General features: G+C 72.3%; 19 protein-coding genes and 1 pseudogene. 11 read left to right on the top strand and 9 right to left on the bottom strand.

Annotation, left to right across the window (positions count from 1 at the left end; all coding sequences use genetic code 11):
* Positions 1 to 23: 23 nt before the first annotated feature.
* The 4 genes and pseudogenes from H9Y04_RS28720 to H9Y04_RS28705 all read left to right on the top strand — a co-directional run bounded on the left by H9Y04_RS28720 (position 24) and on the right by H9Y04_RS28705 (position 5,312).
* A complete protein-coding gene (locus H9Y04_RS28720; RefSeq protein WP_187816963.1) occupies positions 24 to 1,001 on the top strand; it encodes a hypothetical protein in 978 nt (325 codons plus the stop codon).
* Positions 1,002 to 1,186: 185 nt separating this feature from the next.
* Positions 1,187 to 1,854: pseudogene (locus tag H9Y04_RS28715) on the top strand (maleylpyruvate isomerase family mycothiol-dependent enzyme).
* 204 nt (positions 1,855 to 2,058) lie between these two features.
* Positions 2,059 to 3,507, top strand: a complete 1,449-nt coding sequence (locus tag H9Y04_RS28710) for an MFS transporter (protein WP_187816962.1) — start codon at positions 2,059 to 2,061, stop codon at positions 3,505 to 3,507.
* Positions 3,508 to 3,695: 188 nt separating this feature from the next.
* The gene (locus H9Y04_RS28705; protein ID WP_187816961.1) at positions 3,696 to 5,312 is read left to right on the top strand and encodes a class I tRNA ligase family protein; all 1,617 of its coding nucleotides are present in this window, start codon (positions 3,696 to 3,698) and stop codon (positions 5,310 to 5,312) included.
* A gap of 52 nt (positions 5,313 to 5,364) precedes the next feature.
* Here the strand turns inward: H9Y04_RS28705 and H9Y04_RS28700 are convergent, their stop codons facing one another.
* The gene (locus H9Y04_RS28700; RefSeq protein ID WP_187816960.1) at positions 5,365 to 6,399 is read right to left on the bottom strand and encodes a helix-turn-helix transcriptional regulator; all 1,035 of its coding nucleotides are present in this window, start codon (positions 6,397 to 6,399) and stop codon (positions 5,365 to 5,367) included.
* Between the two features lie 101 nt (positions 6,400 to 6,500).
* Positions 6,501 to 8,771, bottom strand: a complete 2,271-nt coding sequence (locus H9Y04_RS28695) for a heavy metal translocating P-type ATPase (protein WP_187816959.1) — start codon at positions 8,769 to 8,771, stop codon at positions 6,501 to 6,503.
* 165 nt (positions 8,772 to 8,936) lie between these two features.
* On the opposite strand from H9Y04_RS28695, the gene H9Y04_RS28690 reads away from it, so the two are divergent.
* From H9Y04_RS28690 to H9Y04_RS28680, 3 genes are all read left to right on the top strand, one after another.
* Entirely contained in the window at positions 8,937 to 9,848 is a 912-nt protein-coding gene (locus H9Y04_RS28690; protein ID WP_187816958.1) for a DUF8832 domain-containing protein, read from the top strand.
* Positions 9,849 to 9,976: 128 nt separating this feature from the next.
* Positions 9,977 to 10,666 carry a copper homeostasis protein CutC gene (locus H9Y04_RS28685; RefSeq protein ID WP_187816957.1) on the top strand — a complete coding sequence of 230 codons (690 nt, stop codon included), beginning with the start codon at positions 9,977 to 9,979 and terminating at the stop codon, positions 10,664 to 10,666.
* Between the two features lie 196 nt (positions 10,667 to 10,862).
* Positions 10,863 to 12,506 carry a DNA repair helicase XPB gene (locus tag H9Y04_RS28680; protein WP_187816956.1) on the top strand — a complete coding sequence of 548 codons (1,644 nt, stop codon included), beginning with the start codon at positions 10,863 to 10,865 and terminating at the stop codon, positions 12,504 to 12,506.
* 8 nt (positions 12,507 to 12,514) lie between these two features.
* Here the strand turns inward: H9Y04_RS28680 and H9Y04_RS28675 are convergent, their stop codons facing one another.
* The gene (locus H9Y04_RS28675) at positions 12,515 to 13,456 is read right to left on the bottom strand and encodes an AraC family transcriptional regulator (RefSeq protein WP_187816955.1); all 942 of its coding nucleotides are present in this window, start codon (positions 13,454 to 13,456) and stop codon (positions 12,515 to 12,517) included.
* Between the two features lie 61 nt (positions 13,457 to 13,517).
* Positions 13,518 to 14,447 carry an NADP-dependent oxidoreductase gene (locus tag H9Y04_RS28670; RefSeq protein ID WP_187816954.1) on the bottom strand — a complete coding sequence of 310 codons (930 nt, stop codon included), beginning with the start codon at positions 14,445 to 14,447 and terminating at the stop codon, positions 13,518 to 13,520.
* A 287-nt stretch (positions 14,448 to 14,734) separates the two neighbouring features.
* On the opposite strand from H9Y04_RS28670, the gene H9Y04_RS28665 reads away from it, so the two are divergent.
* Positions 14,735 to 15,391, top strand: coding sequence for a hypothetical protein (locus tag H9Y04_RS28665; RefSeq protein ID WP_187816953.1), 657 nt, complete (start codon positions 14,735 to 14,737; stop codon positions 15,389 to 15,391).
* Between the two features lie 22 nt (positions 15,392 to 15,413).
* Here H9Y04_RS28665 and H9Y04_RS28660 read toward each other — a convergent pair whose 3' ends face one another.
* The 3 genes from H9Y04_RS28660 to H9Y04_RS28650 all read right to left on the bottom strand — a co-directional run bounded on the left by H9Y04_RS28660 (position 15,414) and on the right by H9Y04_RS28650 (position 17,241).
* The gene (locus H9Y04_RS28660; protein WP_187816952.1) at positions 15,414 to 15,770 is read right to left on the bottom strand and encodes a hypothetical protein; all 357 of its coding nucleotides are present in this window, start codon (positions 15,768 to 15,770) and stop codon (positions 15,414 to 15,416) included.
* A 4-nt stretch (positions 15,771 to 15,774) separates the two neighbouring features.
* On the bottom strand, positions 15,775 to 16,923 hold the full coding sequence (locus H9Y04_RS28655) for a glycosyltransferase 87 family protein (RefSeq protein ID WP_438818162.1): 1,149 nt from the start codon (positions 16,921 to 16,923) through the stop codon (positions 15,775 to 15,777).
* Between the two features lie 123 nt (positions 16,924 to 17,046).
* The gene (locus H9Y04_RS28650) at positions 17,047 to 17,241 is read right to left on the bottom strand and encodes a hypothetical protein (protein WP_187816951.1); all 195 of its coding nucleotides are present in this window, start codon (positions 17,239 to 17,241) and stop codon (positions 17,047 to 17,049) included.
* A 385-nt stretch (positions 17,242 to 17,626) separates the two neighbouring features.
* Here H9Y04_RS28650 and H9Y04_RS28645 point away from each other — a divergent pair, with 385 nt between their 5' ends.
* A complete protein-coding gene (locus tag H9Y04_RS28645; protein ID WP_498067169.1) occupies positions 17,627 to 19,702 on the top strand; it encodes a HelD family protein in 2,076 nt (691 codons plus the stop codon).
* Positions 19,703 to 19,768: 66 nt separating this feature from the next.
* On the opposite strand, the gene H9Y04_RS28640 is transcribed toward H9Y04_RS28645, so the two are convergent.
* Both H9Y04_RS28640 and H9Y04_RS28635 read right to left on the bottom strand, forming a co-directional pair.
* Positions 19,769 to 20,899, bottom strand: a complete 1,131-nt coding sequence (locus H9Y04_RS28640) for a DUF6282 family protein (protein ID WP_187816950.1) — start codon at positions 20,897 to 20,899, stop codon at positions 19,769 to 19,771.
* A 360-nt stretch (positions 20,900 to 21,259) separates the two neighbouring features.
* Entirely contained in the window at positions 21,260 to 22,420 is a 1,161-nt protein-coding gene (locus H9Y04_RS28635; RefSeq protein ID WP_187816949.1) for a hypothetical protein, read from the bottom strand.
* 313 nt (positions 22,421 to 22,733) lie between these two features.
* Between H9Y04_RS28635 and H9Y04_RS28630 the strand changes: the two genes are divergently transcribed.
* Both H9Y04_RS28630 and H9Y04_RS28625 read left to right on the top strand, forming a co-directional pair.
* Positions 22,734 to 23,636: an aldo/keto reductase gene (locus H9Y04_RS28630; RefSeq protein WP_187816948.1), complete on the top strand. Its 903-nt coding sequence runs from the start codon at positions 22,734 to 22,736 to the stop codon at positions 23,634 to 23,636.
* A gap of 101 nt (positions 23,637 to 23,737) precedes the next feature.
* A complete protein-coding gene (locus H9Y04_RS28625; RefSeq protein ID WP_187816947.1) occupies positions 23,738 to 26,155 on the top strand; it encodes a helicase-associated domain-containing protein in 2,418 nt (805 codons plus the stop codon).

Here is a 26,155-nt window from a genome sequence, read left to right as displayed (position 1 = left end):
GGGCCCGCGGGTAGGGACGCGCCATGGAGAGCAGGCCGTACGACAGCGGACAGGGCGAGCCGGGCGGGCCGGGCGAGCCGGGCGAGCAGGGCGAGCGGGGCGGCGAGCAGGGCCGATGGAACGACAACGGGCTGAGCGGCCGCGGGCAGGCGGACTACGGACGTGCCGACCGCGGGCAGGCGGACTACGGGCAACCCGACCACGAGCCAGACGGCCACGGACAACCCGACAATAGGCAGGCCGACCGCGAGCAGGCCCAACTCGACGCCGCAAGGCTTCTCGCCGTCCGCCGCAACGGATCCGGACACGCCGCCTTCTGGCTGGGCTGCGCCGCCGCCCTCCTCGCCGCCCAGGGCGTCCGCCTCCTCGGCTCCCCCGAGCTCGGCCGCGAGGGCGACCTCACCTCCGTGGGCGACCTCGCCTACTTCACGCTGGTCACCCTGCTCCTGACCGGCCTCTCCCTCTACGCGACCCTCGTCACCGTGCGCCGCACCCGCGCGGGCCGCGCCACCAACAAGGCCTACGCCCTGGCCGGCGGTGCACGCGCCGTGGTCGCCCTGGTCCTGACCGCCGTCGCCGGCCCGCTGCTCCTCGGCGAACTCCGGGACGCACCGGACGACTTCAGGCCGCAGAGCGCCACATCGGTCAGGTCACCGGCCGGTCAGGGCGCAAGCGTGCGGTACGGCAACGGTCTCGAAGTCACCGTACGGACCACCGCCTCCGCGACACCGGGCCGCTACAACGTCACGGCCACGATCCACAACACCTCCGCCCGCGACATCCCCGTCGACCAGCAGTGGGCGGTCGCGTACGGCCCGCGGGGCGTCCTCGACGAGACGGCCTACCCCAGCCGGGTGCTGTGCGGCGACAGCAGCATCGGCCCCGGCATGCGCCGTACCACGGTCTTCGGTTTCGTCGGGACGCCCCAACAGCCGCCCGTGGCCATCGAGTTCGCCCCGGGCGGCGACTACGAGGCCGCGTACTGGGCGAGCGCGACGTGACCCCCACCATGAAGCCACCTGCCACCCCGCCACGCAGCCCACCCCGCCACGCAGCCCACCCCGCCCACCCCGCCACGCAGCCCACCCCGCCACCCAGTCGCCCGGCCACAGAGCCGCCCGGCCACAGAACCGCAGAACCGCACCCTCTCTGGAACACGCAGCCCCCGCCCTCTACCCTCCGCCGCATGACCGACACCACGGACACCCACGACCCGGAACTCCCCGGCCGCCTGCTGCGGACCGAACGCGACGCCCTCGTACCGCTGTTGAGGTCCTGCCGGACGAGGACTTCGCGCGGTACACGAGCTGCCCCGGCTGGACCGTGCGCCATGTGATCGCGCACTGCGGCTCGGCCCTGATGCGGGTCGTCGAGAGCCGGTTCGAGCCGGATGTCTTCTCGCCGGAGTGCAACGAGCGCGATATCGCCGACCGCGCCACCTGGTCCCACGCCGAGGTGATCGACGAGCTGGAGCGGACGATGACCGAGGCCGGTCCTGTGATCGCGGCGGCGGGCGGCCTGTTCGACGTGATCGCGCTCGGCGAGTGGCTGCACGCCGGTGACGTACGGGAGGCGGTGGGCGCTCCCGGTGCGTACGCAGGAGCGGGGATCGAGGACGCGCCGGCCCTGACCCCGGCGGCCTTCGCGTACGCCAAGACGGCCGTCCCGGTCCACGCGGACCTCGACGGCCGTGACGAACCGCTGGTGCTCGGCTCGTCGGGCGAGCGCCCGCCGGCCCGCTTCATCGGGTCCGCGCCCGTGTTCCTGCGCCTGATCGCGGGCCGCCCGGTGATCGGCGCACGCTACGAACTGGCGGGCGCGAAGGAGGCGGAGCTGAATCTGTTCGGCCGCTGAGTACTGAGGCCCGCCTGCCGAAGGGCGGCGCCGGAACCCCACAACAGGGGGATTCCGGCGCCGTTTTCGCGTCCAAGGGCAAGCGGGGACACGATCACCTCTTGTATACCCCCTGGGGGTGTGTTAGCTTCCCATCTCGTCAAGCGTAGATACCCCCTAGGGGTATCAGAACGCATCCGCTTCAAGCCGGGAGGGATGGAAGAAATGGACACGCAGACCACACATCCGCGCCGCTGGTGGGCCCTGCTCGTGCTCGCCGCCGCGCAGTTCATGGTGATCATGGATACGAGCATCATCGGCGTCGCGCTGCCGAAGATGCAGGAGGACCTGGGCTTCTCGCCGGGCGATCTGCAATGGGTGTTCAACGCGTACGTGATCGCGTTCGGCGGACTGCTGCTGCTCGGCGGCCGGCTCTCCGATCTCCTGGGCGCCAGACGAGTGTTCAGTGCCGGCTGGGTCGTCCTGATCGCGGGCTCCGTCGTCGCGGCCGCCGCGCAGAACGCCTGGGTCGAGGTCGTCGGCCGCGCCGTACAGGGCGTCGGCGGTGCGCTGATCGCGCCCGCCGCGATGACGCTTCTGATGATCCTGTTCGCGCACGACCCGAAGGAGCTCGGCAAGGCGATGGCGCTCTACGGCGCCGCCGCACCCGCGGGCGGTACCGCGGGCGTCTTCCTCGGCGGTGTCTTCACCGAGTGGTTGAGCTGGCAGTGGATCTTCATCATCTACATCCCGATCGGCCTCGCCACCCTCGCCGCCGCCAAGCTGCTCCCCGAGGTCGCCGGCCGCCGCGGTGCCGTGGACGTTCTGGGCGCCGCGGCCGTCACCGCGGGACTCGCGCTCGCCGTGTTCGCCGTGGTCCGCGCACCCGAGGTCGGCTGGGGTTCGACCGGCACCGTGCTCCAACTCACCGGAGCCGCAGCTCTGTTGCTTCTCTTCTTCGTGATCCAGAAGAGCGTGCGCGAACCGCTGATGCCGCTCGGGATCTGGCGCGTGCCGCGTCTGGGCTCCGCCAACCTCGCGATGGCGCTGCTCGGCGCCGCGTGGATCCCGATGTGGTACTTCCTCAACCTGTATCTCCAGCAGGTGCTCGGATACGGGGCGTTCGCGTCCGGCGCCGCACTGCTGCCGATGACCGGACTGCTCATGGTCTTCATGACCCTGATCACCGCGAAGCTGCTCGCCCGCTTCGGGGCCAAGCCGCTGATCGCGGGCGGGCTCTTCGTCCTCGCGCTCGGGCTGCTCTGGCTCTCGGCGGTCGAGCCCACCGGGACCTTCGTGGTGGACGTCCTGCCCGCCTCGCTGGTGGCGGCGCTCGGTATGTCCCTCGCGTACATCCCGACGATGATGGCCGCGCTGTCCGGCGCTCCGCAGGAGCAGGCGGGTCTGGCCTCCGGCATCGTCAACACCACGTATCAGGTGGGCTCCGCGCTCGGCCTCGCCGCGCTCACGGCTCTCGCCACCTCGCAGGGCGCCGGCCGGCTGGGCGACGCGGCCGCGCTGACCGACGGATTCCGTGCGGCGTTCCTCGGGGCCGCGGCGATCGCGGCGGTGGGCGGTGCGCTGACCCTGGCCGCGATGCGCGGGGAACGCGGGCCCGCGGCCGGCGGCTCCCCACAGGCTGTGGACGGCGCGGACACGAAGGTCGCCGCATAGGGCGCGGAGGGCCGGACGCGGTGGCGTATCCACGCAATGGCGTGGATGCGCAGCCCCGGGCCCGGCCGCCGGACGATCTCCCGTGCCAGGCTGGACGCAGCACGAAGCCACTCCGAAATCCCCCTGGAAACAAGGGGGTTCGGGGTGGCTTCCGCTTTGTTCCTGCGCCTTGCGAGGAGGTCCGCCCCATGAACACGCCCACCGACGAGTCCACCGACAAGCCCACCACCTCCACGAGCACCCCGCCCGACGGGCTGTGGATCACCACGACGCCCCTCGCCCCCGACGGCGAACTGCACATCGGCCGCCTCGCGGGCCCCTACGTGGCCGCCGACGTCCTCGCCCGCTTCCTGCGCGCCGACGGCCGCCCGGCACTCCTCACCACGGGCACCGCCGACCATCGCAGCTCCGTGGAGGTGCGGGCGCAGCGCGGCGGGCGGGAGCCCGGTCAGGTCGCCGACAGCTTCCGGGCCGCGATCGTGGCGGACTGGCGGCGCTCGGGGGTCGCCTTCGACCGTGTGGTGCGGCCGCTGCGGGACAGGAGCTACCGGGCCGGTCTGGTACGGCTGTTCAAGAAGCTGTACGAGGAAGGGGCCTTGGTGCCGCGCACCCGGGCCCTGCCGCACTGCGAGCCCTGCGCGCGTACCCTGCACGGCGCCCATGTGCGCGGCGGCTGCCCGCACTGCGGTGCCGTATCGGGCGCGGGGGTGTGCCGGGCCTGTGCGCGGCCCCACCACGGCGGCGATCTGACCGATCCGGTGTGCGTGCGGTGCGGTGCGGCCGCCGTGCCGAAGGAGACCCGCGGGCTGTGGCTGCCCCTCGAACCGCTGCGGGAGCAGCTCGTCGAGCACTGGGCCGCGGCCGCGCTGCCGCCGCGTCTGGCCGCGTACTGCGAGCGGCTCGCGGCCGGCGGCCTCCCGGAGATCGCCGTCACCAACCCGGGTGCGTGGGGCGTCCCCGTACCGGTCGAAGGCTTCACGGACCAGCGGATCGACGCGGTGTTCGAGGACGCCGTGATGCAGGTGGTCGCGCACGGCGGTCTCGGGCCGTCAGGTCCCGCGCTGCCTCAACAGGCCCTGCATTTCGGCGGGTTCGGGCATGCGCTCGGACCGGTGGTGCTGCTGCCCGCCGTGCTGATCGCGCTCGGTGTGAAGCCGGTCCAGCGGACCCTCGTCAACTGGACCTACCGCGTGGACGACGCGCCGGGCCGGCACGGCGCGTGGGCGCTCGACCTGCTCAACGAGTACGGCTCCGACACCGTGCGCCGCCATGTCGTCGAGACCTGGCCGCTCGGCCGCAGCACCGTCTTCCGCGAGGTGGGACTCCACCGGACGCGGCAGGTACTCGACGAGGAGTGGAACGGCTGGCTGCGGACGCTGTTCGCCGCGGTGGAGGAGGGCAGCGGCGGCGTGGTGCCTGCTGCGGCGGCCGGTGGTGCCGGGTGGCGGGCCCTGACGGCCCGACTGCACGCCTGCGCACGGGAGTTGCGCGTCGCGTACGAGGCGGACACGTTCGATCCGCGCGGCGCGGTGCCCGTGCTCGACGCGGTGGTGCGGGGCGCGGCGGAGTTCGGGCGGATGCACCGGAGCGCGCCCGGCGGACCGCAACAGGAAGTGCTGACCGGGCAGTTGGCCGTGGCCGCGGCGCTCGCCGCCTGGTCCTGGCCGCTCATGCCGGAGGGCGCGGGACGGCTCGCGGCCGCGCTGGGCATCGAGGCGGGCGCTCCCGTGACGGCCGAGGCGCTCACCGCACCCCCGGCTGGGACGCGGATCGTCGCGCCCGGTGCGCCGGTGTTCGCGTTCTGAAGGAGACGGCCACTGCCCCGGGAGCCGTCACCCGTCAGTGAGCCGTCACCCGTCAGTCGTCCAGCCACCCCAGCCGCGCCGCCCGCACCCCCGCCTCGAACCGGCTGGCCGCGCCCAGCTCCTGGAGCAGCTCCGCGATGATCCGGCTGACGGTGCGCAGCGAAACCCCGAGGTCCCGCGCGATCCGCTCGTCCTTGAGGCCGTCGGCAAGGAGTCGGAGCACGGCCCGCTGCTGGTCGGTGAGGGCGGGGCCTTCGGACCCGTCCGCCTCCCCGCCGGTGTACGGGGTCGCCGCCTCCCACACGTGCTCGTACCACTTCAGGTAGCCGCGAACGAGACCGCTGCCGGTGGCCTGGATCGCGCCCGCCCGGACGTCGGCGGGGTCGAGCGGGAGCAGGGCGGTCTGCTCGTCGGCGATCACCATGTTCATCGGCACGTGCGCGATCTGGCGCAGCTCGACCCCGGCCTCGGCCTTGCGGCGCAAGTACCGGGCGATGTCAGGGACCAGGGCGGCCCGCCGGCTGTAGACGGTGCGCACCCGGACGCCCCTCGCGAGCTGGCCGATGTCGCGGGCGAGGGTGCGCTCGGGGATGTCCCGGTGGAACGGTCCGGGGGACATCGAGGCCATCGTGTGCTGCAGCGTGTCCGACATGTCCTGCAGGACCTGCTGGATGTGCCGGTAGTCGGTGAGGACCCGGAAGGAGACCTCGGGGTCCGTGGTGGCGGCACCGGCGTGCAGGAACCGGTCCGCGAGCGAGGCCAGGACGTCGTGGGTGCGGTTGGCCTGGGTCAGCTGGGCCCGCAGCCGTTCCTGCTCCTGGCGGAGCAGCCGCAGCAGGGCGGCTTCCGGTTCGACCACCGCGATGTTGTCCGAAGTCGCCTCCGGAGGCCGGCCGTTCAGGAGTGCGAGCCGGTCGTCGTGCTGCTCCCCGGTCGGCACGATCAGGCCCAACTCCAGGAGTTCCGCCCGGTGTTCGGCCCGCTGGGCGGGGGAGAGGCCGAGATCCTCGCCGACCTGGTCGAGGCTGGTGACGCCCCGGGTTCTGAGCTCCTGGTACAGGTTGAGTGTGGTGTCCGTGCCGCTCATGTCTCCCGCCCCCGAAAGCCGTGGTCCTCGAACTCCCCCGGGGTATCACCCGGGGGAGTTCGAGGAGATCAGTGACCTTCACGGAAATCAAGCGGCTTTGATCAAGAGGCCTTGAAGCTCCGCAGCCGCAGCGAGTTGCCCACCACGAACACCGAGGAGAACGCCATCGCCGCGCCCGCGATCATCGGGTTGAGCAGGCCCGCGGCCGCAAGCGGCAGCGCGCCCACGTTGTAGGCGAAGGCCCAGAACAGGTTCGAGCGGATCGTGCCGAGCGTGCGCCGCGACAGCCGGATCGCGTCGGCGGCCGCGCGCAGGTCTCCCCGTACGAGCGTCAGATCGCCGGCCTCGATGGCCGCGTCCGTGCCCGTGCCCATCGCCAGGCCGAGGTCGGCCTGGGCCAGGGCGGCCGCGTCGTTCACGCCGTCGCCGACCATCGCGACCGAACGCCCCTGCGCCTGCAGCTTCTTGACCACGTCCACCTTGTCCTGCGGAAGGACCTCGGCGATCACGTCGTCCGCGTCGATCCCCACCTCGGCCGCCACCGCCTGCGCCACCGCCTTGTTGTCGCCGGTCAGCAGGATCGGGGTGAGGCCCAGGGCGCGCAGCCGGCCGATGGCCTCCGCGCTGGTGTCCTTGACCGCGTCCGCGACCTCCAGGACCCCGCGCGCCTCGCCGTCCCACGCCACCGCGATCGCCGTACGGCCCGCGGCCTCGGCGGCGGCCAGCGCGCGCTCGAGGTCGACCGGCAGGTGGATCGCCCACTCGGCGAGGAGCTGGGTGCGGCCGACCAGGATCGCGTGGCCCTCGACGATGCCCTGCACGCCGAGCCCGGGAACGTTCGCGAAGTCCTCCGGTACGGGCAGGGCGCCGCCGGTCTCCTTGACCGCGCCCGCCGCCACCGCCTGCGCGATGGGGTGCTCGGAGGCGTTCTCCAACGCACCTGCCAGACGCAGGAGTTCGGAGGGGGTGACCCCGTCCGCGGTGTGCGTGGCGAGCAGGGTCATACGGCCGGTGGTCACGGTCCCCGTCTTGTCGAGCACGATCGTGTCGACGCGGCGGGTGGATTCCAGGACCTCGGGGCCCTTGATGAGGATGCCGAGCTGGGCGCCGCGCCCGGTGCCGACCATCAGCGCGGTCGGCGTCGCGAGCCCGAGGGCGCAGGGGCAGGCGATGATCAGGACCGCGACCGCCGCCGTGAAGGCCGCGGCCCAGCCGGCCCCGTTGCCCAGCCAGAAGGCGAGGGTCGCCAGGGCGAGCCCGATCACGACCGGCACGAAGACCGCGGAGATGCGGTCGGCCAGGCGCTGAGCGGCGGCCTTGCCGTTCTGCGCGTCCTCCACCAGGCGGGCCATCCGGGCGAGTTGGGTGTCCGAGCCGACCCGGGTCGCCTCGACGACCAGGCGGCCGCCCGCGTTCAGGGTCGCTCCGGTGACCGCGTCACCCGCGCCGACCTCGACCGGCACGGACTCGCCGGTGAGCATCGAGGCGTCCACGGCGGAGGAGCCCTCGACCACGGTGCCGTCCGTGGCGATCTTCTCGCCGGGCCGCACCAGGAAGCGGTCGCCCACCTTCAACTCGGCGACAGGAATGCGGACTTCGGTGCCGCCGTCCCGCAGCACCGTCACGTCCTTGGCGCCGAGTTCGAGCAGCGCCTTCAGGGCGGCGCCCGCCTTGCGCTTGGAGCGGGCCTCGAAGTAGCGCCCGGCCAGGATGAAGGCGGTGACGCCCGCGGCCGCCTCCAGATAGATGTTCGCGGCGCCGTCGCTGCGCGCGATGGTCAGCTCGAAGGGGTGCGTCATGCCCGGCGTCCCCGCCGTACCGAAGAACAGCGCCCACAGCGACCACAGGAACGCGGCCGACGTGCCGACCGAGATCAGCGTGTCCATCGTCGCCGCGCCATGGCGGGCGTTCGTCCACGCCGCCTTGTGGAACGGCCAGGCGGCATACGTGACCACGGGCGCGGCGAGCGTCAGGGACAGCCACTGCCAGTACTCGAACTGCAGGGCCGGGATCATCGCCATCGCGATCACCGGCACCGAGAGCAGGACCGCGGTGGTCAGCCGCTCGCGCAGCGGCCGCAGTTCATCTGCCTCGGCGGCCGGCCGCGCCTCGTCGGCGGGCCGGGGCGGCTCGGGCTCCGCGGCCGTGTAACCGGTGGCCTCGACCGTGGCGATCAGGTCCTGTACGGAGACGTCCTCGCGGAAGGAGACCTTGGCCTTCTCGGTCGCGTAGTTGACCGTGGCCTCGACCCCGTCCATCCGGTTGAGCTTCTTCTCGATGCGGGCGGCGCAGGAGGCGCAGGTCATTCCGCCGATGGCCAGCTCGACCTGTGCCTGTGCCGTTGCGGGGCCGGTGTCGATCTCGGTGGTCATGACTGCGGTCTCCTCGCGTCGTCCTATACCCCTAGGGGGTACTTCGGTCTGCGCCATCAGGTATACCCCCCACCCCTATCGAAAGCAAGCGGCTCCCGCGCTTGACTTTATACCCAGGGGGGGTATGTATTGGAGGAGTCGAGCCCGAGACCCAAGGAGCAGGCCATGAACACAGCACTCCGGATCACCGCCTTCGCCACGGCACTCGCCGCGACCTTCGGCACGGCGTACGCGGTCGGGAACGGGATCGACCCGGTGATCGAGAAGAAGGACGGCGGGGCCGCGGCGCACGCGGAGGAGGGTGGCGGTCACGGTGACGGCCACGGTGAGAAGGGCGACAAGACCGCGCCGGCCGCCGAAGCCTCGTACCGCATCGGACTCAAGACACCCCGGCTGACCGCCGACCGGCGCGGCGAGCTGAGCTTCGTCATCGAGGACGAGAAGGGGCGCCCGCTGACCGCGTACAGCCGCGAGCACGGCAAGGAGCTGCATCTGATCGTGGCCTCGCGGGACCTCACTGTCTACCGCCATCTGCACCCGGCGCGGGACGCCACCGGCACCTGGTCCACGCCCGTCGATCTCCCGGAGGCCGGCAGCTACCGGATCTTCGCGGACTTCAAGGCCAAGGGCGCCGCCGAGGGCACCGTGCAGGCGGCCGAGGTCGCGGTGGCCGGACCGTACAAGCCGAAGGAACTGCCCAAGGCGTCCACCGTCGCCGAGGTCGACGGCTACGAGGTGCGGCTCGGCGGCAAGCTGACGCCGGGCAAGGCGAGCGACCTGGTCCTGAACGTGAGCAAGGACGGCCGCCCGGTGAAGAACCTCCAGCCCTACCTCGGCGCGTACGGCCACCTGGTCGCGCTGCGCGAGGGTGACCTGGAGTATCTGCACGTCCACCCGAACGAGGGCGGGCCCGGTCCGGACATCTCCTTCACCGCGGAGACCACCGCCAAGGGCGCGTACCGGCTCTTCCTCGACTTCCAGCACGAGGGCAAGGTCCGTACGGCGGCCTTCACGGTGTACACGGACGGGGCGGCGCAGCCGCAGCCCGAGGGTGAAGGTGGCGGGCACGGTCACTGATCGTCTCCCCTCGGACCCGATCACCGCGTACTCTGGATTGGACTAGACCAGCGAAGGTCTGGGAAGACCTGAGCAGACCTGCCGACCTGAGCAGTCGCGATCAACGGTGATCCGTGAGGAGTGGGCCCATGACGAAGCGTGCAGTCCTTGAGGTGATCGCCCTCGGGCCCGAGGACGCGGTCGCCGCACAGGAAGGCGGCGCGGACCGGCTCGAAATGGTCACCGACATGGCGGCCGACGGGCTCACTCCCAGCGTGGCCACCTTCAAGGCGATCCGTTCGACCGTGGACATCTCGCTGCGTGTGATGCTCCGGGCCGCGGACGGGTTCGCGGCCGGTGACGTGTCCGCGCTTGTGCGGTCGGCGCATTCGCTGCGCGAGGCGGGGGCGAGTGAGTTCGTGCTCGGGTTCCTGGACGAGACGGGTGCGGCGGACATGCCGACCGTCGAGGCGCTCGTGGATGCGCTGGACGGTGCGCGCTGGACCTTCCACCGGGCGATCGACCGGGCGGCCGACCGTGACGCCCTGCGCAAGCAGCTTGCGGATCTGCCCGGTCTGGACACGTATCTCACGGCCGGGTCCCCGGCGGGGGTCGACGACGGGCTGCCGACGCTGGTCACGGAGGCGGCGCGGGCGGGGGATCCCGGCTACGAGCCGCAGATTCTGGTCGGTGGCGGGCTCGGGCTGCGGCACGTGCCGCAGCTTCGCGAGGCGGGTATCGATGCGTTCCACATCGGGTCTGCGGCGCGGCCCGGCGGGTGGGATCTTCCGGTCTCGGCGGCTGCTGTTGCCGAGTGGCGGGCTGCCGTGGATTCGTAGGCGCTTGGTGGGGGCGGGTGCGCCTGCGGCGGGCTTTTCTCCCCGCCCCGCCCCTTCCCGGCTGTGACATTTTGCGGCTCCGCCGCGTGGGGGGCTGCGCCCCGGACCCCTCATCCGAGCTTCGCTCGGATCTGCTCAAACGCCGCAGGGGCTGATGCGGCACACTGGACGTTTGGTCAGCAGAAGGGGTACGCCTGTGAACGGGCCGCTCATCGTCCAGTCCGACAAGACCCTCCTCCTCGAGGTCGACCACGAGCAGGCCGACGCATGCCGCCGGGTCATCGCTCCGTTCGCCGAGCTGGAGCGGGCGCCCGAGCACATCCACACGTACCGCGTGACGCCGCTCGGGCTGTGGAACGCCCGCGCCGCCGGGCACGACGCCGAGCAGGTCGTGGACGCGCTCGTGCAGTACAGCCGCTACCCCGTGCCGCACGCCCTGCTCGTCGACATCGCCGAGACCATGGACCGCTACGGCCGGCTCACGCTCTCCAAGCACCCCACGCACGGTCTGGTCCTGACGACCACCGACCGGCCCGTGCTCGAGGAGATCCTGCGCTCCAAGCGCATCACCCCGCTCGTCGGCGCCCGGATCGACCCGGACACCGTCGCCGTGCACCCCTCCGAGCGCGGCCAGATCAAGCAGACCCTCCTCAAGCTGGGCTGGCCCGCCGAGGACCTCGCCGGTTACGTGGACGGCGAGGCGCACGCCATCGATCTCGACGAGACGGGCTGGGCCCTGCGCCCGTACCAGAAGCAGGCCGTGGAGAACTTCTGGCACGGCGGGTCAGGGGTTGTCGTCCTGCCCTGCGGTGCCGGCAAGACGCTGGTCGGCGCGGGCGCGATGGCGCAGGCCAAGGCCACCACGCTGATCCTCGTCACGAACACCGTCTCGGCCCGCCAGTGGAAGCACGAGCTGGTCAAGCGGACCTCGCTCACCGAGGAGGAGATCGGCGAGTACAGCGGGACCAAGAAGGAGATCCGGCCCGTCACGATCGCCACGTACCAGGTGCTCACGACGAAGCGGAAGGGCATCTACCCGCACCTTGAGCTCTTCGACTCCCGCGACTGGGGACTCATTCTTTACGACGAGGTGCATCTGCTGCCCGCGCCCGTCTTCAAGTTCACCGCCGACCTCCAGGCCCGCCGCCGTCTCGGTCTGACGGCCACGCTCGTACGCGAGGACGGCCGCGAGTCCGACGTGTTCAGCCTGATCGGGCCCAAGCGCTTCGACGCTCCCTGGAAGGAGATCGAGGCGCAGGGCTACATCGCGCCCGCCGACTGCGTGGAGGTACGCGTCAACCTCACGGACTCCGAGCGGCTCGCGTACGCGACCGCCGAGACCGAGGAGAAGTACCGGTTCTGCGCGACGACCGCCACGAAGCGGAAGGTCACGGAGGCGATCGTCAAGAAGTTCGCCGGGCAGCAGATCCTCGTCATCGGCCAGTACATCGACCAACTCGACGAGCTGGGCGAGCACTTGGACGCACCCGTCATCAAGGGCGAGACCAGCAACGCGCAGCGCGAGAAGCTCTTCAACGCCTTCCGGGAGGGCGAGATCAGCGTTCTCGTCGTCTCCAAGGTCGCGAACTTCTCCATCGACCTGCCCGAGGCCACCGTCGCGATCCAGGTGTCCGGCACCTTCGGTTCGCGCCAGGAGGAGGCCCAGCGCCTCGGCCGAGTGCTCCGCCCCAAGTCGGACGGGCACCAGGCGCACTTCTACTCGGTCGTCGCCCGCGACACCATCGACCAGGACTTCGCGGCCCACCGCCAGCGGTTCCTGGCCGAGCAGGGGTACGCGTACCGGATCGTGGACGCGGACGATCTGCTCAAGGACGCCTGAGTCAACTGCTAGGCGGCTGCCCGTAGTTCGCGGCGGTAGCCGCCCGGTGCCCGGCCGTACTCGCGCTTGAAGGCCTTGGCGAACGCGTACTCGGAGCCGTATCCGGTACGTGCCGCCACGGCCGCCAGCGGTGCCTCCGACTCGCGCAGGAGCCGGGCCGCCGTGGTCATCCGCCAGCGGGTCAGATAGGCCATCGGCGGCTCGCCCACCAGCTCGGTGAACCGCTTGGCGAAGGCCGCGCGGGACAGACCCGCGCGGACGGCAAGGTCCTGCACGGTCCAGGCGCGGGCCGGATCGCCGTGCAGCGCGGTGAGCGCGGGGGCGACCGCCCGGTCCGCGAGGGCGGCGGCCCAGCCGCGGGCCGACTCCGCGGGCTGCTGCTCGTGCCAGGCGCGCAGGATGTACAGGAGCAGCGAGTCGATCAGGGCGGGCACGATCCCGGCCGAACCCATCCGCGGCCGGTCGAGCTCGGAGCGCAACAGGCCGATCGCGGCGGCCAGTTCGGGGCAGTCCGTGCCCGCGGCCGGAAGGTGGATGAGCTGCGGAAGGCGGCTCACCAGGGGGTGCGGCCTGGACTGGTCCAGGTGGTACGAGCCGCAGAGCAGATCGGTCCGCTCGCCGCCCGCGTCCTCGGTCCCCACCGTGACCGTGCCGAGCGGCGCCCCCGGGTGGAACTCGGTCCCGTGCGGCTCCAGCGGTGCGGTGTCCGGGTGGTCGGCGAGTCCGTGGCCACTGCCGTGGCTCAGGAAGACCACGTCCCCGGTGCGCAGGTGGACCGGTGCGCCCGCGCCCGCCGGCGGGATCAGCCAGCAGGCACCCGAGAGCACCACGTGGAAGCCGGCGCCGCCGACCGGGGGCAGGGACATCGCCCAGGGGGCGTGGCCCGTGGTGCGGACGGAGGCCGCCTTGCCCGTACGCATGGAGGCCAGCGCCTCGGTGAGGATGTCCAACTCCCGCCCCTTTCCGTCCCGTACGCCGCGCGAGCCGCCTGCGTTGCGTGGGCCACGTAGCCTATGCGGACACCTCCAGGACGACCTTGCCCCGGGTGCGGCCGGATCCGACCAGCTCATGGGCCTTGGGAGCCTCTTCGAGCGGCAGCGTCTGCGCGACGTGCGGGCGGACCAGACCCTGGTCGATCAGGGCCGCGATCGCTTCGAGCGAGGCGTAGTCGGGCTCGACGGAGACACCGGCGAAGCGCCGTCCCGCGGCCTCGATCCGGGCGGCGAGCTCGGTGTTCCAGTGCTCCATGATGCTGACGAGGGTGCCGCCGGGCCGCAGTACCTTGAGCGCGTTCTCGCCCTCGGAGCTGGAGTCGAAGACGACGTCGAGGTCCCGGGCCGCCTCGGTGTAGTCGGTGGTGCGGTAGTCGATGACCTCGTCGGCACCCAACTCCCGTACGAAATCGTGGTTGGCGGCACTGGTCAGGGCCGTCACGCGGGCGCCGCGGGCCTTGGCGATCTGCACCGCGAAGTGCCCGACGCCGCCGGCCGCGCGGTGGATCAGCACCCGCTGGCCCGCGCGGATCCCGGCCGCGTCGACGAGTCCGTGCCAGGCGGTGAGCGCGGCGAGCGGGACGGCCGCGGCTTCCGTGTGCGTCAACGACTCCGGCTTGCGGGCGACTTGACGCGAGGGCATGGCCACGTACTCGGCGTACGCGGTGGCGGCCCGCGGGAAGAAGGGCATGCCGAACACCTCGTCCCCGGGCTTGAACCGGGCGCCGGGGCCGGCCTGTTCGACCACCCCCGAGATGTCCCAGCCGACCCCGAACGGCGGCTCGCCGAGCAGCGGCAGGGCGCCGGCCCGTACGGCCAGGTCGACCGGGTTCACGCCGGCGGCGTGCACCTTGACCAGGACCTCGCCGCCGAGCGGAGCGGGCCGGTCCGTCTCCGTGATCCGGAGGACCTCGGGACCGCCGAAGGACTGCTGCAGTACTGCGCGCATGGTGAACTCCCTTGAGTCTGAGGTGAGTCGGCGCCGGCCTCCGTCGGTGGCGGCGCCTTCGATGTCCGTAACTCTAGGAAGATCGACTGAGCGTCTGAATATCTCCGAGCCTCCAAAAGATGTCCCAGCGTCCACAGTGTGGGGATGGTGTCCGAGGTCGGCAACGATCGCTTGCGCCGGCGACGGAATCGTCCCTTCACGCCCCACACTGCTGCGGTCGGTTCCTCGACCAAGGACCGGCGCGCATACGCACCTGCACACGCACGCTGCATTCATGGGGGAACGCAATGCGTACGAACTGGAAGCTCTGCCTCTTGGGCGCCACCGCCGTACTGGCCCTGACGACCACGGCCTGTGAGCCCTCGGAAGGCGACGGCGCCGACGCCAAGCCGCCCGCCACGCCGACGACCGAGCCCGCCACGCCGACCACGGAGCCCGCCTCACCGACCACCGAGCCCGCCACCAAGTCGCCCACCACGCCCGCGGGGGAGGACTACTCGGACCGCCAGACCCCGCCGGGGCCGGTCTGCGAGAACGACGGCGAAGGCCCGTACGGGAGGCTCGTCGGCTACCTGAAGGACGGCACCGACGACAAGGAGGGCAACGACCTGCTCTCCTTCCACATCGGCTCGTACGACTGCGGCGACGGCAGCCACCCGGTCCTGGAGATGGAAGGCGGGGGCAACCACACGACCGCCGTCCCCGTCGACGAGAAGCACGTGAAGGTGGTCGTGGCCGGTCAGCTGGCCGACGAGCTGGGCGGCAGGGAAGTGGACGCCCAGAGGTTCCTGGGCAAGCTCGCCGAGATGGAGAAGGCCGGCCGGCTCGGCATCGACCAGGACCCCCTGGAGTTCTACTTCCAGTTGAGCGGTGACAGCGCGGTCGATCCGTACGAGGGCGGCAGGGCCGTCTACCTGTACCAGGTGAACACGCTCGGCGGCTGAGGTGCCCGGCGGCGAAGCGAGCCTACGCGTCGCCGTCGAGCAGGATCAGCACGGGCGCGAGCAGCATCACGGCGTACTGGGCGCGGACGAGCCAGGTGCGCGCCCGGGGCGTGAGCGCGCCACCCGGCAGGAGCAGGGCGAACGCGCCGAGGAAGAAGGCCGGCCAGAGCAGGAAGAAGCCCGCGTCGATCAGGGGGCCTCCGACTCCCTTGCCCTGGTGGGCGTCGACCAGCGTCAGCATCGCGCACAGGAGCCACACGGGCGCGAGGAGCACCATGCCCACACCCGCGATGACGCGCAGGGTCTTCGGCCGCACAGGCGGGATGGCGGCCGTCGTGGTGACTGCGGTGCCGGTCGAGGTCGCTCGGTCGGTTGTCATGTCTTCATCCCAGCAGGACGGAGTCCTTCGGAGATCCGGTGCGCTGCTCAATGAGCGGTGAGTACGGGTACTCAGGGCGGCGCAGGCGCAGCGCGGCCCAGACGAGCAGAGCGAGGGCGAGCAGCGCGTACGGGGAGGCCAACGGCTGCTGCCACCACGGAAGTCGGAGGTCGAGGTCGCCGTGATGGGGGAGCACCCAGAAGCTGCGGGCCGTGAAGAGTGCGGCCACCGCGAAGGCGAGCCGCGGACGTCCCTCGGCGAGCAGCAGCGCGAGCAGCGGTACGCACCACACCCAGTGGTGGGACCAGCTGATGGGGGAGACGAGCAGGGCCGTGTACGCGGTGATGAGGAGGGACCTGGCGGGCGCGACGGGATGGGTCCGGGCGGCCAGCCACAGGCCGGAGGCGCCGACGAGCGCCGCCGGGGCCAGCCACAACAGGCCGGGCTCCGGATCGCCGAGCGCGCGGGCGATCAGGCCCTGGAGCGACTGGTTGTCCACGATCCAGGCCTTGCCGACGCGGTCGGTCTCGAAGAGGCGGCGGGTCCAGAAGTCGGTGCTAGCGGAGGGCAGCACGAGCGCGCCGAGCAGGACCGTGCCTGTGAAGGAGGCCAACGCGGTGGTGGCGGCGCGCAGTTGGCGGGTGAGCAGGAGATGGACGATGAAGACGGCGGGGGTGATCTTCACGCCGGCCGCGACACCGAGTGCGAAACCCTTGCCGAGCGCGTTCGACGGGCGCTGGAGATCCCACAGGACCAGGCAGATCAGGGCCAGGTTGATCTGGCCGAAGAGGAGGGTCTGGAAGACCGGTTCGAGCCAGAGGCCCACCGCCACGGCCACGTACAGGAGGGGGCGGGGGAGCGGGAGCCGGGCGAAGCGGGCCGAGAGGTGGATCAGGAGCGCCAGGAGCAGGGCGTTGCCCGCGACGAAGGCGAACTTGAGGGCCGGCAGCGGCAGCCAGGCCGTCGGGACGAAGAGAATCGCGGCGAAGGGCGGATACGTGGCGGGCAGGGCCCACTCGGTGACGGTGAAGCCGTACAGATCGGTGCCGTGCATCACGGCCGAGCCCTCGGCCCGGTAGACGAGCGTGTCGGCCATCGGGATGCGCCGGGCCACGCAGAGTGCGGCAAGGGCCAGTACGGAGACCGTGAGCAGAACGCCCGAGCTGGTCACGGTCGGCGAGCGGAAGGTCACAGTCCGGCGGATCACGCGCGTGACCCTAGCGCAGAGTCACCTTCCGCAGAGAAGGGGCTACTTACTGTGTCTGCGTGCTGAGGCTCACTTGCGGCGGCGGACGACGCCCGTGTCCTCGGCGTACTCGCCGAGGATCGCGACGTCTATCGCCGCGCGGGTGAAGACCTTGACGGCCCGCAGGGCGTTGCCGATGTGGTGGGTGTGCCGGACGCCGGTCGCGGTGGCTCCGCTGGGCTGTCCGGTGCGGACGGGGGCTGGGTGGAACGTTGCGCTGCTCATGTGTTCAAGGATGGACGAGGGCCCTTATATCGGACATCGACCTGGGGGCTGAAACCGACCCTCATCCCCATAGGGGACGGTCTCCGACTTTTGGCAGAGGCGCGGTCGCGGGCGGCCGGGGCGAGGTGCGGGCCGGGCGGGGTGCGGGCCGGGCGGGGTGCGGGCCGGGCGAGGTGCGGGCCGGGCGGGGTGCGGGCGCCGCGGGAAAATGGGTTGGCCCCGCCCCGGGCCCGTGATCTAAGCTTCCCGGTCTGCCCGGACCCAGGACGCGCCTTTCGCTGTGGGTCCCGCTTCCCGCCTCCGTAGCACCAGCGGAGTGCCGCCGCCCGGCCGGAAACCGGGGGCTGCCGTGATGTGACCCCTGGTTGGAGGCTGTGCTGTGCCCGTGCACGACGATCCGCGTGCTGATCAAGCCGCAGGCGGGAACCCCCTGGCTCGCGAACGTGCCCACCTGACCGCGTCCCGCGCCGCCCTGCGCGCCATGCGCGAGGACGCGGAGGGCCTGGACATCCGCGATGTCACCGCGAACTGGGTCAACGCCGCCGTCCTGCAGCACCAGATCGACGAGCGCATCAAGGCGCTCGCCGACCTCGCGCACACCCCGCTGTTCTTCGGCCGGCTCACCTATCTGCACGCGGTGGGCGCCGATGAGGCGGAGGGTGCGACGGGCGACCAGTTCTACATCGGGCGCCGGCATGTGCACGACGCCGACGGCGACCCGATGGTGATCGACTGGCGCGCACCGGTCTCGCAGCCCTTCTACCAGGCCTCCAAGCAGAAGCCGATGGATGTCGCCCTGCGCCGCCGCTTCGGCTACACCGGCGGCGAGATCACCGCGTACGAGGACGAGCGCCTCTCCGACCCCGCCGAGGTGGAACAGACCAGCAAGCTGCTCCAGCAGGAGATCGAGCGCCCGCGCGTCGGCCCGATGCGCGACATCGTGGCGACGATCCAGCCCGAGCAGGACGAGATCGTCCGCAGCGGCCTCGGCGGCACCGTCTGCGTCCAGGGAGGTCCGGGCACCGGCAAGACGGCCGTCGGCCTGCACCGTGTGGCCTATCTCCTCTACGCGCACCGCGAGCGGCTGGCCCGCACCGGCACCCTCGTCATCGGCCCCAACAAGTCCTTCCTGCACTACATCGAGCAAGTCCTGCCCGCGCTGGGCGAGTTGGAGGTGCAGCAGGCGACCGTGGACGACCTCGTCGCGCATGTCGAGGTCCGCGGGACGGACGAGGCGCCGGCCGCGCTGGTCAAGGGCGACGCCCGGATGGCCGAGGTGCTGCGGCGCGCGGTGCGCTCCCACGTCACGCTGCCGACCGAGGCACTCATGGTGGTCCGCGGCTCTCGGCGCTGGCGCGTCCCCTCGTACGAACTGGAAGAGATCGTCCAGGAGTTGCTGGACCGCGACATCCGTTATGGTGCCGCACGCGAGGCGCTTCCGCAGCGGATCGCGCACGCCGTGCTCGTACGGATGGAGCAGGCCGGCGAGGCGCCCGACGACCGGGTGCAGGACGCGGTCGCGCGCAATGCGGCCGTGAAGGCCGTGGTCAAGGAGATCTGGCCGCCCGTAGATCCCGCGAAGCTGGTGCTCCGGCTCCTGTCCGACGCGGACTTCCTCGCCGTACACGCGGAAGGTGTGCTGAGCGACGAGGAGCAGAAGACGATCCTGTGGGCCAAGCCCGCGCGCTCGGTGAAGTCCGCCAAGTGGTCCGCGGCGGACGCGGTGTTGATCGACGAGACCGCGGATCTGGTGCAGCGCACGCACTCGCTCGGCCATGTCGTCCTCGACGAGGCGCAGGACCTCTCGCCGATGCAGTACCGCGCGGTGGGCCGGCGTTGCACCACGGGTTCGGCGACCGTGCTCGGGGACCTCGCACAGGGCACCACGCCCTGGGCCACGCGGAGTTGGGACGAGGCGCTGATGCACCTCGGCAAGCACGGGGCCGTGATCGAGGAGCTCACGGCCGGTTTCCGCGTGCCGCGCGAGGTGATCGCGTACGCCTCGCGCCTCCTGCCGTCCATCGCACCCGGTCTCGCCGAGGTCTCCTCCGTACGTGAGTCGCCGGGCTCCCTGTCCGTACGTTCCGTACGGGAGTGGTCCACGCTCGACGCCGATGTGGTCGCGGCGTGTGTGGAGTCCCTGGCGCACGAGGGCTCGACGGGCCTGATCGCGGCGGACGCGCGCATTCCCGCGCTGGCAGCGGCACTTGAGGAGGCGGGCCTCGGCTACTTGGGCCCCGGCGAGGAGACCACCCCGGACACCCGCCTCACCCTGGTCCCGGCCTCCCTGGCCAAGGGCCTGGAATACGACTACGTGGTCCTCGACGACCCCTCGGCCGTCGTCGACGGCGAGCCCGACGAACGCACGGGCCTGCGCCGCCTGTACGTGGCGCTGACGCGTGCGGTGTCGGGGCTGATCGTGGTGCACGGGGCACCGTTGCCGGAGGAACTCACCGTGTGACGCGCGGCGGCGGGCCCGGCCTCACCGCCTGCCGGCCCGCCGCAGGCACCCCATCCACCCCGGCGCCTACCTCGCGCCATCCCCCTGCGGGTACAACGCCCGAGGCGACCGCTCCACCTCCCCTTCGGCAGCCTTCAGCTCAGCCAGCAGCTCCGTGTCGTCGAGCTCCGGCAGCCCGAGCAGCCGAGCCGGATTGTGCGCGGTCATCCGCCGGATGTCGGCGAGGGGAAAGCCGTAGTCCAGGAGCACCGCGATCCATGTCCGCATGCCCTCCACCGCGGTCGGCAGATTCCGCACCCCGTAATCCGTGCCGAGCACCATCTGCGCGGAGCCGACCGCGCGCAGGTCCTCCATGTAGTGCGCCATGGGACGGCCGGTACGCGGGACCTCGCCGCCGCGGTCGATATAGCGCGCCTCCGGGTAGTAGTGCGTCAACGGCACCCCGGTGGCGAAGATGTCGACCAGGCAGCCCTCCAGGAACACCCCCCGCCCGGCCAGTTCCTTCTGCTCGTCCACGCTCAGCTGCCCGCGCGCGGGATGGGAGACGAGCACCTTCCCGATCCCGTACTCCTCGGCGAGCTCCACCACCCGGAACACCTCGTCGTGCGAGACATGCCCGGTGTTGAGGTACACCTCGGGGTGCTCCGCGACCATGGTCAGGATCTCGGCGAGTGCGTCGGTCACCGGCTCGTCCCCGACGGGTATCCGCACGGCCCGGCTCAGCTCCTGCCCGGCGAACTCCGGGTACACCTCGTGCAGCGGCACCGGCACCCCGTCCACCAGCGTGGACTCCCCGCTTGCCTGGGCGTATGTGCAATGCGAGCCGAAACTGATCATCCGGCAGCCCCCCTCCAGGTGGAGGGCGGTGCGCACGGCACGCGGATTCAGCCCGCCGTGCGCCGAGTTCATCAGGTAGCCGCCGAACGTCCTGATGCCCGGCACATGCCGGTTGACCAGCCAGGCTGTTCCCGAGGCCCAGCCGAAGACGTCGTAGTAGACGACTCCCCGCATGCCCCGCTCGCGTGCCTCCAGGGCGATCTCCAGCGGGTCGGCGTGACCCGGGTTGGAGTCGAGGACGGGGCCGGCGTGCACATGGGTGTCGATGGTGCCGGCGAGCAGCCGTTCGGGCAGGTTCATCGAGCGGTGGCGAAAGCCCTGCGGGCCGCCGTCGGACAGGCCGGGACGAAATGCGGACATGGGAATCCCCTCATGGGTCGGTTCACGGCTCGGCGTGGATCGGCGCGGCTCAGTGCGGTGTGGTGCGGCGCGGCTCGGTGCGGATCGGCTCGGTGCGGCTCGGTGGGGATCGGCCGAGGCCGACCCCGTGACATGAGTGGCCGCAGGGGGTCATGGTGTCGTCCCTGGCACCGAGCCCCTTGCGGCCGGTCCCATCCTGCCCGCTGGGGTCTCGATGATGCGCAACTCCGTGGAATGTAAGGGGAGTTGGCCGATCGCTTGGGGAGTCGACTGATCGCGCGGGGGGTTGACCGATCACGTGGGAAGTCGACCCGCCGCGTGGGAAGTCGACGCGCCGCGCGGGGAGTCGACCCGCCCGCCCTACTCCCCGCGAGCCCGCCGCTGCGACCGCCACACCAGGAACAGGGCCGAGGCCACCGCCGCCCCCCGCACCACCCACGGCCACGTCTGCGCGACGGCCTGGCCCATCGCGTCGTCCGCCACGGCCTCACCCCACCGCCCCTCGACGCGGCCCCACAGCCACACCATCCCGGACGCCATCGCGAGCCCCGGCACCCACAGCACCGCGAACTTCGCCTCGTTCGGCGTGAGTCGGCGCGAGGCGTACGCGATGCCCCACCCCGCCACCAGCGGAATGATGCTGCCCATCACCGCACCGGCCACGAGCAGCGCGGCCGCGATCAGGAGCAGCGGATTGCTGAAGCTCAGCGACCGCTCGGCGGGCGCACGCCGCAGCCGCGGGAAGCGCCGGCGGACGGACTCCCCGGCTGCGTCCTCCTCATCGTCCGCCTCGTCCTCCACCGGGACGGCGGCCGCCTTCTTGGGCGGCTCCTCGTCCTCCTTCGGCGGCGGCTTCAGTATTTCGGGGATCTCGATCCCGCCCGTGAACCCGGGCACGGTGTCCGAAGGCCCGAAGGGACGCGCGTCCACCCGCCACCAGTCGGGCTCCGAACCGCTCGGCCCCAGCTCGTCCTCGCCCGCGAGATGCGGCGGCGAGGCCACGGGCCGCTGCGGCTCCGCCTCGGCGGCCTCCTCGGACCTGCGGGGCCGGGGCAGCGTCTTGCGCAGCCCGGGCCGCCGCTTCGCACCGGACGCGTCACCGGCCCGGGCCGAGCCGCCCTGGGCCGAGCCTCCGGTCGGGCCTTGGGCCGATCCGCCCGCCGATCCCCGGACCGGGCCACCTGTCGCGCCCCCGGGCGACCCGCCCGCCTGCGCCGCCCGTCCGCCGAAGCGCCGTATCCGCGTGCGCTGGCTCGGCAGGTCCACGTCCGGCGGCAGTTCGAGGCCCTCGCCCGCCGCCGCCTTCGCCACCAGCTCCTCGGGCGCGCCGATCCGGTCCAGCATCCGGCGCACCGACGCGGGCGTCTCCCCGCCGATGGCCCGGCCGCGCCGCTTGTCGATCTCCGCCCGCAACTCCGTGACCAGGCGCATCCGTGCGTGCGAGGACAGCTGCCGCTGCTGGGCCAGGTCGCCGACCCGGCTCAGATAGTCGAAGACGAGCTGATCGCTCTCGATCGCCACCGAACACCCCTGTCACCGCTCCCGGGCACCCCGCCGCTCCCGGGACCCGCCACTCCCCGGAACCCGGCCCTCCGCAGACGCCCCAAGTCCCTTCCGGACCGCCTCTCTTACGGGCGCCCCGGCGCTTCGACGGTACCGCGCGATCCGCCCCCTGCGCGGCCAAGTACCGGGCGGACGCGTGCCATCCGCGCCCCCGACTGCCACCGGCACACGCACCACCCGCACGACCGAGCGCCACCCGCCCGCGCCATGCAGGATTCAGGCATACGTGAATCCATGGCGTCCCACCCTCCTGAGCGGCCACCATCCCGTCATGACCTCACAGACGAACCATGCGTCGGCGGCAGGCACTTGGAAGCTCGGCGACCACACGGTCAACCGGATCGGGTTCGGCACGATGCGGCTGCCCCAGACCGGCGCGGCGTTCGACCCCGGCGCGGCTCCCCGCGACCGCGACCAGGCGCTCGCCGTGCTGCGCCGCGCCGTGGAACTCGGCGTGAACCACCTGGACACCGCCGCGTTCTACTTCTCCGCCCTGCGCAGCGCCAACGAGTTGATCAACAGCGCGCTCGCCCCCTACCCGGACGACCTCCTCATCGCCACCAAGGTCGGCCCGGGCCGCGACCCCGCGGGCCGGTGGACGGAGCACGCCGCCACGCCCGGGCAGCTGCGCGCCCAGGTGGAGGAGAATCTGCGCCAGCTAGGACGTGACCACCTCGACCTGGTGAACCTCCGTATCGTCGGCAACGGCTCGGTCGCCGAACGCTTCGGCGCGCTCGCCGAGTTGCGCGAGGCCGGCCTCATCCGGCACCTGGGCCTGTCCAACGTCAAGGCGCACCATCTCGCCGAGGCGCAGGCCATCGCCCCCGTGGTCTGCGTCCAGAACATGTACGGCATCGGCGCCTCGCCTCAGGAGCGGGAACTCGTGGACCTGTGCGGTCAACAGGGCATCGCCTTCGTGCCGTTCTACGCGATCGCCGGCACGGCACGCGAGGCCGGAGCGCGCGGCGAGGACAGCGGCGCGGTGGCGGCCGTCGCCCGCGCCCGGCAGGTGAGCGCCGCGCAGATCCGCATCGCGTGGACCCTGCACCAAGGCGCCCACGTCCTGGCCATCCCCGGCACCGGCGATCCCGGCCACCTCGCCGAGAACGTGGCCGCGGGCGCGCTGCGGCTCTCCGCCGAGGAACTCGCCGCCCTGGACTCCATGGACGGATGAGGGCGGATGAGGGCGGAAGAGGACGGATGAGGCCCGGATGAGGGCCGGCTGACGGCGGCGGGCACGGCCCGAGCCGCCCCGCGGACGCTAACGTGGGTCGGATGAGGACCGAGAGCACGGCCGGAGCCACCCCGCGGACGCTGGCCGAAGAGCTGAGGCAGCGCGACGACGCATCGCTTGCCGCCTTGCTGCGGGCGCGCGCCGACCTGCTCAATCCGGTGCCCAACGACCTGACCCAGCTGGCGACCCGGGCCGGCACCCGCGCCTCGGTCGTCCGCGCCCTCGAGCGGCTCGACACCTTCGCGCTGCAGACAGCGGAGGCGCTCGCCGTGGCGCCGGACCCGGCCACGTACGACCGGCTCAAGGCGCTGCTCGCGGGCGACGGCGAGCGGAACGCGGACATCGAGAGCGCCCTGCCGACCGCCCTGGCCACCCTGCGCGACCAGGCGATCGTGTGGGGCGCCGACGACCGTCTCCGGCTGGTGCGCACGGCCCGTGAGCTGCTCTCGCCGAGCCCCGGCCATCCCTCCCCGACGGGCCTGGGTCCGACGGTCGGCGAGACGACCGCGGGGATGTCGCCGGGCCGGGTGCAGCAGCTCCTTGCGGCGGTGGGTCTGGAGCCGACCCACGATCCGGTGTCGGCCGTCACCGCCCTGACGGATGTCTTCTGCGACCGTACGAGGATGAGCGCGCTGCTCGACGAGGCTCCGGTCGAGGCGCTCGAGGTCCTCGGACGGCTGACCTGGGGGCCGCCGTACGGGCAGGTCACCGCGCAGCCCGCGGCCCATGTGCGCTGGCTGCTCGACCGCGGCCTGCTGCTGCCGACCGCGCCCGGCACGGTCGTGCTGCCGCGCGAGGTCGCGCTGCATCTGCGCGGCGGCCGCGCCCACCGCGAGCCGCGGCCGCTGCCGCCGCCGGTAGATGCGGCCTCGACGCACAGCGGGCGGGTGGTCGACGCGACCGCGGCCGGGCAGGCGTACACGGCGCTCGCCACCGTCGAGGAGCTGCTCAAGGACTGGGACGAGGGCGGTCCTTCGGTGCTGCGGGCCGGCGGCCTGAGCGTGCGAGACCTCAAGCGCACGGCGGTCGCCCTGGACGTCTCCGAGCCGGTCGCGGCGTTCTGGGTCGAACTCGCCTACGCGGCGGGCCTGGTGGCCTCCGACGGAGAAGCGGACGAGCGGTACGCGGCGACCCCCGCGTACGACGAATGGCTGGAGCGGCCCGCCGCCGAGCGCTGGAGCGTGCTCGCCTCCGCCTGGCTCGCGGCCACCCGTACGGCGGGCGTGGCCGGTTCGCGTGACTCCAAGGACCGGGTGCTCTCCGTCCTCGGCCCGCATCTGGACCGCTCGGCCGCGCCCGAGGTGCGCCGCCGCGTGCTCAACCTGCTCGCCGAACTGCCCGAGGGCGGCGCGCCCACGGCATCGGCCGTGCTGGAACGGCTCCGCTGGGAGCGCCCGTTGCGCAGTGCGGCCGGGCAGGACGATCTGCGGGCGCGGCTCGCCCAATGGACGCTCACGGAAGCCGAGTTGCTCGGTGTCACCGGGCGCGGCGCCCTCTCCTCGCACGGCCGGGCGCTGCTCGCCGAGGACGAGTCGCTCGTCCGCTCGGGTCTCGCGCCGCTGCTGCCCGACCCGCTGGACCACGTCCTGCTCCAGGCCGACCTCACGGCCGTGGCCCCGGGGCCGCTGGAGCGCCCGCTCGCGGAGATGCTCAGCGTCCTCGCGGACGTGGAGTCCAAGGGCGGCGCCACGGTCTACCGCTTCACGGCCGGCTCCGTGCGCCGTGCGCTCGACGCGGGCAAGTCGGCCTCCGACCTGCAGGCCTTCCTCACCGCGCACAGCCGCACCCCCGTACCGCAGCCGCTGTCGTATCTGATCGACGATGTGGCCCGTAAACACGGCCACTTGAGGATCGGCGCGGCCTCCGCGTACGTGCGCTGCGACGACGAATCCGTCCTCGGCGAGATCCTCGCCGACAAGCGCTCGCAGCCGCTGCGGCTGCGCCGGCTCGCCCCCACGGTCCTCGCCGCGCAGGCCGACCCCGGCACGCTGCTCGAAGGCCTGCGCTCGATGGGCTTCGCGCCCGCGGCCGAGTCCGCCGACGGCGATGTCCTGATCGCGCGCGCCCACGCCCACCGCACCCCGCCGCGCACCGCACCCGAGCCGGTCCCCGACGGCCCGCCGTCCCCGGACGACACGCTGCTCGGCGCCGCGGTACGGGCGATCCGCGCGGGCGACCTCGCCTCGACGACCCCGCGCAAACCGGCCCCGGCCGCGGCCGAGGGCCAACTCCCGCGCACGACGGCGGCGGAGACCCTCGCCACGATGCAGGCGGCGGTGATGACGGGCGACGCCCTGTGGATCGGCTACGTCAACGCCGAAGGCGCCGCAAGCCAGCGCGTGATCGCCCCGGTCCGCGTCGAGGGCGGCTTCGTCACGGGCTACGACCACACGGCGGACGAGGTCCGCACGTATCCGCTGCACCGGATCACCGGGGTCGCGGAGCTGGCCGAGGACTGA

The sequence above is a fragment of the Streptomyces polyasparticus genome (assembly GCF_014493765.1).
GTDB classification, from domain to species: domain Bacteria; phylum Actinomycetota; class Actinomycetes; order Streptomycetales; family Streptomycetaceae; genus Streptomyces; species Streptomyces polyasparticus.
The sequence above is the reverse complement of the archived record's forward strand: the minus strand, read 5'-3'. Positions and strand labels throughout refer to the sequence as shown.

What these genes read in the sequence shown, in the direction of transcription:
- H9Y04_RS28720 (WP_187816963.1), top strand. Translation starts at nt 24, where the DNA reads ATGGAGAGCAGGCCGTACGACAGCGGACAGGGCGAGCCGGGCGGGCCG.
- H9Y04_RS28710 (WP_187816962.1), top strand. Translation starts at nt 2,059, where the DNA reads ATGGACACGCAGACCACACATCCGCGCCGCTGGTGGGCCCTGCTCGTG.
- H9Y04_RS28705 (WP_187816961.1), top strand. Translation starts at nt 3,696, where the DNA reads ATGAACACGCCCACCGACGAGTCCACCGACAAGCCCACCACCTCCACG.
- H9Y04_RS28700 (WP_187816960.1), bottom strand. Translation starts at nt 6,399, where the DNA reads ATGAGCGGCACGGACACCACACTCAACCTGTACCAGGAGCTCAGAACC.
- H9Y04_RS28695 (WP_187816959.1), bottom strand. Translation starts at nt 8,771, where the DNA reads ATGACCACCGAGATCGACACCGGCCCCGCAACGGCACAGGCACAGGTC.
- H9Y04_RS28690 (WP_187816958.1), top strand. Translation starts at nt 8,937, where the DNA reads ATGAACACAGCACTCCGGATCACCGCCTTCGCCACGGCACTCGCCGCG.
- H9Y04_RS28685 (WP_187816957.1), top strand. Translation starts at nt 9,977, where the DNA reads ATGACGAAGCGTGCAGTCCTTGAGGTGATCGCCCTCGGGCCCGAGGAC.
- H9Y04_RS28670 (WP_187816954.1), bottom strand. Translation starts at nt 14,447, where the DNA reads ATGCGCGCAGTACTGCAGCAGTCCTTCGGCGGTCCCGAGGTCCTCCGG.
- H9Y04_RS28665 (WP_187816953.1), top strand. Translation starts at nt 14,735, where the DNA reads ATGCGTACGAACTGGAAGCTCTGCCTCTTGGGCGCCACCGCCGTACTG.
- H9Y04_RS28660 (WP_187816952.1), bottom strand. Translation starts at nt 15,770, where the DNA reads ATGACAACCGACCGAGCGACCTCGACCGGCACCGCAGTCACCACGACG.
- H9Y04_RS28650 (WP_187816951.1), bottom strand. Translation starts at nt 17,241, where the DNA reads ATGAGCAGCGCAACGTTCCACCCAGCCCCCGTCCGCACCGGACAGCCC.
- H9Y04_RS28640 (WP_187816950.1), bottom strand. Translation starts at nt 20,899, where the DNA reads ATGTCCGCATTTCGTCCCGGCCTGTCCGACGGCGGCCCGCAGGGCTTT.
- H9Y04_RS28630 (WP_187816948.1), top strand. Translation starts at nt 22,734, where the DNA reads ATGACCTCACAGACGAACCATGCGTCGGCGGCAGGCACTTGGAAGCTC.
- H9Y04_RS28625 (WP_187816947.1), top strand. Translation starts at nt 23,738, where the DNA reads ATGAGGACCGAGAGCACGGCCGGAGCCACCCCGCGGACGCTGGCCGAA.